This window comes from Endozoicomonas sp. ONNA2, from assembly GCF_024606365.1.
Classification (GTDB): domain Bacteria; phylum Pseudomonadota; class Gammaproteobacteria; order Pseudomonadales; family Endozoicomonadaceae; genus Endozoicomonas.
The window spans coordinates 1-2,865 of the sequence record NZ_JAHHPO010000887.1 but is presented as its reverse complement, the minus strand read 5'-3'; the positions used below and the strand labels follow the sequence as shown (position 1 = coordinate 2,865).

The 2,865-nt window shown below is 51.3% G+C and carries 2 protein-coding genes; both read left to right on the top strand.

The window, feature by feature from the left end; translation table 11 throughout:
* Positions 1–282 precede the first annotated feature (282 nt).
* Complete coding sequence (locus KDK14_RS15795) at positions 283–1,776, top strand: DUF6035 family protein (RefSeq protein ID WP_257266135.1); 1,494 nt, start codon at positions 283–285, stop codon at positions 1,774–1,776.
* Positions 1,777–1,836: 60 nt separating this feature from the next.
* Positions 1,837–2,850: a hypothetical protein gene (locus KDK14_RS15790; protein ID WP_257266134.1), complete on the top strand. Its 1,014-nt coding sequence runs from the start codon at positions 1,837–1,839 to the stop codon at positions 2,848–2,850.
* Positions 2,851–2,865: the final 15 nt, after the last annotated feature.

Here is a 2,865-nt window from a genome sequence, read left to right as displayed (position 1 = left end):
TATTCTTAAATAAACTTTCTCTGTATCATGACGTACGATCAGTGGTAATCAGGTTGTTTTTTGTAACCGATCAGCAGCTCAGCGTTGACTGGTGACTCCCTGTATATCCTCCAGAGTCACCACTTTTCATTCGAAGAAGCCCTTTGTTTTTCATTCAATAAGCGACTGGTGGTCATCTGGCCGCGTCACAGATTTTTATATAATTGCGCCAATCCGCCTGTCTTAAACAGACACTTTTTGACATCATGAAGGCCGATTAAATCAGCGGTAGTGAGCCTGATAATGTCCGACGAAAGACGCCTCCAAATACCCGTTGTGCAGGACATCTCGAATGGGGAATACATTCGAGCCAGCCGTCTTGCCGATTTGTTTGAGCAGCATGAGATTCAGACCATGCGATCCGGGTCTAAATCAGGGCGTTTCGTTTGTCCTGTTTGCAGCCATGGCGTTTATCTCCATGCGGTCAAGGATTCCCACTGTGGCCGAGGGCATAGCTACCATTTTCAGCACCCGAGCGGGGTTGATTGTGAATGGAAGGGCGAATGTAAATCCAAAGGCGAGATCTACCGGGGAGTGCAGGAGGGAAGTCGTCACCAGGACATGAAGCTCCTGCTGGCTGAAACACTTCCTCAACTGTCTGGATGGGCTGTCATCGACGTAGACCGATATTTCGTTTTCAATCAGGATAAAACGCTGCGAGGTAAGCCTGACCTTCACGCCCAGTATTATGGCGACGATATCGTCTTTGAAATTCAGTTGCGCAGCGAAACGCCTGAGATCATTATGCGTCGCAAGCAGTTATACGCTGACAAAGGGTGGCGACTGCTTTGGATCAGTGCAGATAATGCGAGCCTGGTATCCGAGGCCTTTTCCGAGACTTGCCTTGAGACTCGCCAGGTGCAAAAGGATATCGCGTTCTCCAATCGAGGCAACTGGTTTATCTTCAATAAGGCGCTGGCCGAGCGATCATTGGCTGAGGGTCGTTTAATCCTGCTGGCTCGCCACTGGACAGCATCTGTCACCGGCAATCGCATTGAGTACGGCTGGCAGGAGTCCCTGGTTGCCATTGATGATCTGACGTTCTCAGGGGCTGAGTTTTTTTATAAAGATTTCGACCAGCAGCTGACTGAAGCGCAAGCAGAGCTTCGCGAGACTGGCCGTCAGTCCGCTCTTGAGCTGATCAAAAAAGAGCGGTTTTCCAGCTGGGATCACTGCCTCACACGCACCAAGAGTTTATGGCCATCCATGGATTTTTTGGGTGAAGATGGGGAGTGGCTGAACCAGCAGTTCCGAGAGGATTACCGCGACCGTGAACTGCAAATGAAGCAGTGGATTGTTAAATTTTTGCGCAGCCATAACTGGAGAAAGCACCATAAGCGACAGCCTTGGTTAGAGGCTGCCGAGCGCTTGAAAAACGCCCCTTTCGGCATTCAAAAAGATCAGCCCCTGGCCATCTTTGAAAAGCTGTTGTTGATACTCGGATATTCGCTGAGCCCGCACCTTGGGCCAGGACAAAAGAAGCATATCCAAAGCTGCCACAATTTCTTCGACTATGAAAGCCACTTTCCATATCGGGCACTGTGCGAGAAAGCGATCTCAATCAGCCCTTACCGGGATGACATCAATCAAGACAAAACCATGGTCAAACGATCTGCCCTGCGGCAATTTGTGCCACAAAGCAGCGATCTTGATGCATTGTTCCAATGGTTTATTTCGGATCCTGCACTCCCAATCGATTTTGGTTTGCCCCTTGGAGAGCTGCATCCAGAGCAATAGCCAGTTGATGCTGGGCCGCTGCTTTTTTACCAGTGTGTTTTCTGGTAAAATGTGCATCTTGTGAAAAAGGGATTTAATCTCCTCGACCTGAGCGTATCGTTAGCCATCGGTGCCTTAGTCCTGACTATTGATCAGTCCGTCAAAATCAAAGAAGCCCAGCGCCAGCAGGCGCGCAATGTCGGCATCGAAATGTACCGGTTCGCCAGCGCGGTGACCGAATACCTGCACACCGACCCTCGCGGCATCCTGAACCCGGGCACCAACATCACCTTTAACGGCACCTCGTTTCTGAAGCGTCAGGGCTGCGCAGGTTCAGGTTCTCATTCCGATGGCAGCACACTAGCCTTCCTTCCCTGTGACTTTCCAGATACCAGCACTTACGGGAACCTGCAGTTTGGTCTGACCATCGATGTAGATGCGGGCGGTACTGTGACGGCTTCCCGGGGCCTTGGGGATTTTCAGGTTGCCGGTAATCCGGAGCCCCTGCTGGCCAGCCTGTCATCATTTACCGCCAGCACCTTTGGCGGCAATACCCTGCGCTCCGGGGATTTTTACATCGGCCTGTATTCCTATCTGGCGGATTATCAGTTTGCGCCCGGCAGCGCCAATATTGCCTTGCGGGTGGAACAAACCACCAGCAATAACGAAGCACTGCTGGTCAATGGCGCCAACACCATGAACAACAACATTACCTTTGATGACACCCTGCCTGCGACACAGCGGGGTATCAATAATATCGCCCGGCTAACATCCCTGGCGGGTGGTACCGGTATTATTGAGATTCTCTCAGCGAATTTTTCCGTGTCAGCGACGGGTGACGTTGTTGCTACCGGATCGGTGACGTCCGGCGGCGACATAAACTCCGGTGGAGCCATAGCTGCTACCGGGAATATTGCCTCTGGCGGCGACGTCAGTGCCGTGGGATCGGTGGTGGCGGATGCTTTGATTGACGGGGATCATGCGGGGTTTGGTTTGGATCCGGGTAATGTGTCATTGATGAACGAAGTGTTTGCCAGCAGCATTACTGATATAGATAGTTCTCGTCCAAAAACGCATCAGGCAATCATAATTTGACTGTACGTGTGTTTT

What these genes read in the sequence shown, in the direction of transcription:
- KDK14_RS15795 (WP_257266135.1), top strand. Translation starts at nt 283, where the DNA reads ATGTCCGACGAAAGACGCCTCCAAATACCCGTTGTGCAGGACATCTCG.